The organism is Rossellomorea sedimentorum, assembly GCF_046237645.1.
GTDB classification, from domain to species: Bacteria; Bacillota; Bacilli; order Bacillales; family Bacillaceae_B; genus Rossellomorea; species Rossellomorea sedimentorum.
This window is the reverse complement of record NZ_CP143546.1, coordinates 268,713-275,000: the sequence shown is the minus strand read 5'-3', so window position 1 is coordinate 275,000 and position 6,288 is coordinate 268,713. Positions and strand designations below refer to the sequence as shown.

Sequence of the window (6,288 nt, the reverse complement as noted above, 5' to 3'; positions counted from 1 at the left end):
TATTAACTCTCGCAGAAGCGAGGTTTATAATATAACATGTACTATCAAAAAGTGTCAAGCACTTTCTTTAAAAATAATGGCGGTCCGGACGGGACTCGAACCCGCGACCTCCTGCGTGACAGGCAGGCATTCTAACCAACTGAACTACCGGACCAAAGATTTTTGCCGACAGGCACAATATCTATCCTTAATGTAAGGACTAGAGATTTCGCGAATAGATTATTTCACTTTTCAAAGGAAGTTCAATACTCCGCTTCGCTTCGCAAAAAAACTTGGTGACCCGTACGGGATTCGAACCCGTGTTACCGCCGTGAAAGGGCGGTGTCTTAACCGCTTGACCAACGGGCCATTTATTAATGGCGGAGAAGGAGGGATTTGAACCCTCGCGCCGCTTACACGACCTACACCCTTAGCAGGGGCGCCTCTTCAGCCACTTGAGTACTTCTCCACTTCTTCATAAAATGGCTCCGCAGGCAGGATTCGAACCTGCGACCGATCGGTTAACAGCCGATAGCTCTACCACTGAGCTACTGCGGAACAAAAAATAATTAGTGTCGTTGTCCGACTTTTATTATTATAACTACATATATCTTGCTTGTCAACGGATTTTTTGTGAGTTATTCAGAACTTGTTTTTTCTAGTTTCAGTCTTCCCCTGCACTTTCCGCAAACATACCGTTCTGTATTTATTCTGCGCCTTCTTCTGTAAACTAGGTTACAGCCAGTACATACATACTGCAGCATTTTTTGTTTCTTTTTGATTGAGGATTGAAGGGGATTACAGTGCCTTGGGGCATTAACCTGTGTCATCAAATCCTTGAAATCCTTGTCCCTGTGCTTGTATCCTCTTCCCTCTATATGCAAATGGTAATGGCAAAGCTCATGTTTAATAATACCGACAAGCTCATCCATCCCATTCTCTTCTAAATATTTTATATTGATCTCTATATTATGCGACCGCAGCATATACCGTCCACCGGTCGTACGCAGTCTCTTGTTGAAAAAAGCCCTGTGCCTGAACGGCTTTCCGAAACTTGCGGAGGATATCTCTTCAACTAATTGCTGCAATTCACCGTTTTCCAATGCCGCCAACCCCTTTCAGTGAACCTGACAAACTATTATAGCATATATTTAAGTAGGGACTTTTAAAAATCCATGAATGAATTCGCATTGATTTTGGCTTATTTCCCGCTATGAAAACAAACCGAGAGAGCAATGAATTTGCTCCATCGGTTTGTTTTCATAGCGGGACCTTGCAGCAGAGCTGAAAGGCAATTGAAACCAGAGGCTTCAATTGAATAAGCCAAAATCAAATAATCATTATTTATAAAGGAGGTTTGGTTATGCCTAACTGGCTCGTCAGCCAAATGCGTAAAGCGTACTTTGAAAAAGACCGCTACCAGATCAAACTTCTCAATCAGTGCTGGTATTTTTATAGAAAAAAACACTGCTCCTAACAAGCAGTGTTTCATTATGACTATTCCTTCACCATCGACAAGGCCACTCTTCCTTTTTTTACATCGGCACTCTCTACCCACACGGTTACCACATCTCCGACCGAGACGACATCCAGAGGGTGCTTCACAAACCCTTTTCGAAGTTTTGAAATGTGAACAAGCCCATCCTGTTTTACTCCAATATCCACAAAGGCGCCGAAATCGACCACATTTCTTACCGTTCCCTGCAGCTCCATACCCGGCTGGAGATCCTCCAACTTCAGCACATCTTTCTTTAGCAAAGGAGCAGATAATTCGTCCCGGGGGTCACGGCCCGGGCGGACAAGGGCATCAATGATATCTTTCAGGGTCAGCTTTCCAATACCGAGTTCTTCCGATAACTCATCAAGTTGAATCCCTTCCACTTTCACCTTGAGCTCTTCTGTCCCTAGAGAGCTTTCATCCATATTGAGTTTCTTGAAGAGTTTTCTTACTTCAGTATAGTTCTCAGGATGTATTGGTGTTCTATCAAGGACCTCTTCTCCGTCAATGATTCTCAAGAAACCGATGCACTGCTCATATGTTTTTGCACCAAGACGCGGTATTTTCTTGAGTTGCTTTCTCGAGGTGATCCGTCCTTCCTCTTCCCTTTTCTTCACAATATTATTGGCAACTGTTTTAGATAAACCAGCTACATATTGTAGCAGCGAGGACGAGGCGGTATTTACATTAACCCCTACCTGATTGACGACAGTCTCTACTACAAAGGTAAGAGATTCGTTTAGTTTTTTCTGTGAGACATCATGCTGATACTGTCCGACACCTACTGATTTCGGGTCTATCTTCACCAGTTCAGCTAAGGGATCCTGCAGCCTTCGGGCGATGGAAACCGCGCTCCGCTCTTCTACCTGAAGGTCAGGGAACTCTTCGCGTGCGATATCAGAAGCGGAATAAACACTTGCCCCCGCCTCATTAACGATAATGTAAGACGTATCCTGATTTACCTCTTTGAGGATGTCCGCTACAAACTGTTCTGTTTCTCTTGAAGCCGTACCATTTCCAATGGCGACAATCTCAATTTCATATTTTTGGAGGGTCTTTTTAAAAGTATCTACAGCCGCCTCTTTCTTAGCTTTTGGAGGATGAGGATAGATAACGCTGATATCCAGCATCTTACCCGTCTGATCGACTACCGCCAATTTACAGCCGGTCCGGTATGCCGGATCGACACCCAGGACCATTTTGCCTTTCAGAGGAGGCTGCAAAAGAAGCTTCCTTAAGTTCTCTGTGAAGATATGTATAGCTCGATCCTCTGCCGTTTCAGTAAGAGAGTTTCGTATTTCTCTTTCAATGGACGGCTGGATTAACCGCTTGTAACTGTCCTCAATGGCCTCTTCAATGGCTCGGGAAGCAACAGATTCCTTCTTTATGACATTTTTCACAAGAAAGTTATGGATCCTTTCTACATTTGGTTCAATCGAGGTTTTCAGAATCCCCTCTTTTTCTCCTCTATTCACTGCAAGTACTCTGTGCGGTACAATCTTACTTACCGGTTCACGGTAATCGTAGTACATTTCAAAAACATTCTTTTCGTCTTCGGCATCTTTCTTTAGCGAAGTAACAAGAATCCCGGTTTTGAATGTATCATTACGGATCCATTCTCTATATTTGGCATCATCTGAAACGACTTCGGCAATAATGTCTTTCGCCCCATCAATCGCCTCTTCCGCCGAACTGACTTCATTTTCTTCAGAAATAAATTTTTCAGCTTCTTCCTTCAGGCTTCCAGCCGCCGGGAAAGATAACATCCAATCCGCCAATGGCTCCAGTCCCTTTTCCTTTGCCACCGTTGCTTTGGTTCTTCGTTTTTGCTTATAAGGACGATAAAGGTCTTCTACTGTTTGGAGTTTATCTGCTTTTTCAATATCCTTTTTTAGGTCATCTGTCAGTTTCCCTTGTTCTTCTATTAATCGCAGGACTTCCTCTTTACGGGTTTGAAGGTTTTGAACATAGTTCCAAGCATCCATCACATTCCTGATTTGCACCTCATCCAGTGCGCCTGTCTGCTCTTTTCGGTACCGTGCAATAAACGGTACGGTGTTTCCTTCTTCCAACAGAGATATCACACTTTTGATCTGCTTTATATTAATTGAAAGATCTTTAGAGATTTTTTCTATCAGATTTGTTTTTTCCATTAATAATGTCACCACTGCATTACCTCCAGTTTATTTCTCTACCTATCAAGTTTACCATAGCTTCTACTATATATACGGTTTAGACAAGGTACATTCCTTCTTGTCTTTCAGGTTCGCTGGATAACGTGAGAAACCGAATTCCTAGGAAGGTTGTATACACTGCCGTCCCCCAAGAGTGAAGCTGGAAACATTGTTGACTTGGCGGAAGGAGCAGAGACTTTGTTAGATACTCGGCATCTGGATTGAATGATAACCACCGTTTCCACTTTTTTGAATGAGGCTCTTTTCTTAAACTTTGTTGCCAATTAGTATAAAGTTCTTGAAATATAGCGATAATTCACAAAAGATGATCCTGGTAAACAAGAAAGAAAAGAGCGAGTGGGATAAGCCATTGTACCCGAGGGAAAAATCCAGCCCTCTGGATTTTTCCAATAGCAACAATCTATACGAATACAGCCTTGAATAAAAAGAAAAAGCCTACTCATCAGAGTAAGCTTCCAACTATAAAAGTTGTATCATCTATCGGCTCTGCCAGACGCAAGCTAATTTCATCATTAATTTTTCTTAAGGAATTACTATTTTGAAGCAGGGATTTAATATTCGTGATATTTAATCCATCTGAATGCAGCAAAAATTTGGATTGGGGTTCATACGAAAACCTTTGTGTGCGATATTTTTGGGGTCTGCCTGAAAGATAGCCCGTTACAGGCAGGGGATACGTCATCTTCCCTACCGATGAATAAAGGTAGAAACGAATATTCCCTACACAGCTGTATTCAAATTCATGACTGGCATAATAGACTTTCATGATGGCAACAGCCGCGCCTCTTTTATGCAGCAATTCTTGATTACAGTAATCCATCAAGGTTGAGACATCTTCATGATGATGTTTCTCCACTAATTCTACTACGGCATGAGAGGATTCATAAGCAAACTTTCCGCTTCCCAAGCCGTCTGCTAAAATGCAGATGAAATAATCATCAGTGGAAGTAAAGAAGAAGCTGTCACCACAATAAGGGTTTTTTCCTTTGGAGACTTGCTTGGCATAAACCTCAATTTGATTTTGGACTAAATGAGTCATCCAGATTGACTCTCCGAATTTCTCATTTCTGCATCGATAGCTTCCTTCAGCTTTTTGATCGCACGCCTTTGAAGCCTCGATACATGCATTTGTGAAATGCCCAGCTTTTCTCCGGCGTCCTTTTGACTGAGGTTATCCAAATAAGTATATTGAATGATGAGTCTTTCTCTCTCTGATAAAACATGCAGTACTTTCTCCAGGACAAGTTTCTGATTGATTCTTTCATAACCCTCGTCCACACTTCCGACAATGTCAAGCAGCGTGACCGTACTACCTTCAGAATCAGCCTCGATGGAATGGTCCACGGATAAAGCCTGATAACTCTTACCCATCTCCATCGCTTCCAGGACTTCTTCTTCTGTCACACCGATGTAGTCCGCGATTTCTTCGACTCTAGGTGAGCGCTCCAATGTATTGGTAAGTTCTTCTACAGTCGATTTAATCTTAGGGCCTAACTCTTTAATTCTTCTCGGCACATGGACACTCCATGTCTTATCACGGAGGAACCGCTTAATTTCGCCTACTATTGTAGGAATGGCAAATGCTTCAAATGTCTTACCGAAGGAATCATCATAGCGGCGGATGGCACCTAACAAACCGATCATACCGACCTGGACAATGTCCTCATGAAAGGATTTACCTTTCGAATATTTACGAGCTATGGATATAACAAGATTTTCATAGTGGAGCACCAGATTACTCTGTGCTTCCTCATCATTCTCTTCTTGAAATGCTTTTATCCATTGTTTTACCTGCTCTTTGGTTTGCTGGTTAGGTTGAGATAGTTTCGGCATCCTTCTCCACCTGCTCTCCTTCTAGGAACTTAGTCATAAACACCGTTACACCTTCTTGATGGTGGACCTTCACCTCATCCATCAGACTTTCAATCAGGTAAAGCCCAAGTCCGCCTTCTCTCAGGAATTCCACAGAGTTTTCGGCGTCATACGGTCCGACTTCTTCACGAGTCTTTTTAAAATCAAAGCTTTTGCCATTATCCGCCACCATAACTTCCAGGCGCTCTTTATACAGCGCGAACCCTACAATGATTTCTCCTGAGTCATCTTTATAGGCATGCTGGACCGCATTGGTAATGGCCTCGCTGGTCGCAATCTTCAAATCTTCAATGGCATCATATGTGAAGCCCATTCTGCTGGCAATTCCCGAAAGAGTCAGCCTAATGACACCTACATATTCTGGTTTTGCCGGGATTTTCATCTCGATGTAGTCAAAATCTTGCATTATTCTACGCCACCTTTTACCTCGGAATTAATATTCATAATATCTCCAAGTCCTGTGATATCAAACAGGCGTTTTAAGCGTTCTGATAACCCGTTCAAGTAAAGTTGGCCACCGTTTGCTTTAACGGTTTTGAATAAGCCTACAAAAACCCCTAAGCCTGTACTGTCCATATAGGAAACCTCGGATAAGTCAACGTTCATGACGACATTCTGCTCTTCTGCCGTAGAAGCAAGTGCGTCTTTCAGCTTCGGAGCCGTATAGGCATCAATTTCCCCGTTCACTTTTACGTCAATCACTTTATCATTTTCGTTCAAATCTATCGTTAAATTCATCAATTT

7 protein-coding genes and 4 tRNA genes are annotated in these 6,288 nt (G+C 42.6%); 1 reads left to right on the top strand and 10 read right to left on the bottom strand.

Features of this window, described 5'->3' with window-relative positions; translation table 11 throughout:
- Nucleotides 1-77: 77 nt before the first annotated feature.
- The 5 genes from V1502_RS01445 to V1502_RS01425 form a co-directional block, all read right to left on the bottom strand.
- Nucleotides 78-154: transfer RNA gene (locus V1502_RS01445), tRNA-Asp, on the bottom strand.
- A gap of 119 nt (nt 155-273) precedes the next feature.
- Nucleotides 274-348, bottom strand: a tRNA-Glu gene (locus tag V1502_RS01440).
- 9 nt (nt 349-357) lie between these two features.
- Nucleotides 358-448: transfer RNA gene (locus tag V1502_RS01435), tRNA-Ser, on the bottom strand.
- A gap of 14 nt (nt 449-462) precedes the next feature.
- A tRNA-Asn gene (locus tag V1502_RS01430) sits at nt 463-537 on the bottom strand.
- An 80-nt stretch (nt 538-617) separates the two neighbouring features.
- A complete protein-coding gene (locus tag V1502_RS01425) occupies nt 618-1,082 on the bottom strand; it encodes a SprT family protein (RefSeq protein WP_409252633.1) in 465 nt (154 codons plus the stop codon).
- 260 nt (nt 1,083-1,342) lie between these two features.
- Here V1502_RS01425 and cmpA point away from each other — a divergent pair, with 260 nt between their 5' ends.
- Nucleotides 1,343-1,456, top strand: a complete 114-nt coding sequence (gene cmpA / locus V1502_RS01420) for a cortex morphogenetic protein CmpA (protein ID WP_006838640.1) — start codon at nt 1,343-1,345, stop codon at nt 1,454-1,456.
- 20 nt (nt 1,457-1,476) lie between these two features.
- On the opposite strand, the gene V1502_RS01415 is transcribed toward cmpA, so the two are convergent.
- The 5 genes from V1502_RS01415 to V1502_RS01395 form a co-directional block, all read right to left on the bottom strand.
- Complete coding sequence (locus V1502_RS01415) at nt 1,477-3,630, bottom strand: Tex family protein (protein WP_409254266.1); 2,154 nt, start codon at nt 3,628-3,630, stop codon at nt 1,477-1,479.
- A 484-nt stretch (nt 3,631-4,114) separates the two neighbouring features.
- Complete coding sequence (locus V1502_RS01410; RefSeq protein ID WP_409252632.1) at nt 4,115-4,711, bottom strand: PP2C family serine/threonine-protein phosphatase; 597 nt, start codon at nt 4,709-4,711, stop codon at nt 4,115-4,117.
- Nucleotides 4,708-5,505, bottom strand: a complete 798-nt coding sequence (gene sigB, locus V1502_RS01405) for an RNA polymerase sigma factor SigB (RefSeq protein WP_409252631.1) — start codon at nt 5,503-5,505, stop codon at nt 4,708-4,710. The genes V1502_RS01410 and sigB overlap by 4 nt, the downstream gene beginning before the upstream one ends.
- Complete coding sequence (gene rsbW, locus V1502_RS01400) at nt 5,483-5,953, bottom strand: anti-sigma B factor RsbW (protein ID WP_409254265.1); 471 nt, start codon at nt 5,951-5,953, stop codon at nt 5,483-5,485. The genes sigB and rsbW overlap by 23 nt, the downstream gene beginning before the upstream one ends.
- Complete coding sequence (locus V1502_RS01395; RefSeq protein WP_409252630.1) at nt 5,950-6,282, bottom strand: anti-sigma factor antagonist; 333 nt, start codon at nt 6,280-6,282, stop codon at nt 5,950-5,952. Before V1502_RS01395 ends, rsbW begins: the two co-directional genes overlap by 4 nt.
- Nucleotides 6,283-6,288: the final 6 nt, after the last annotated feature.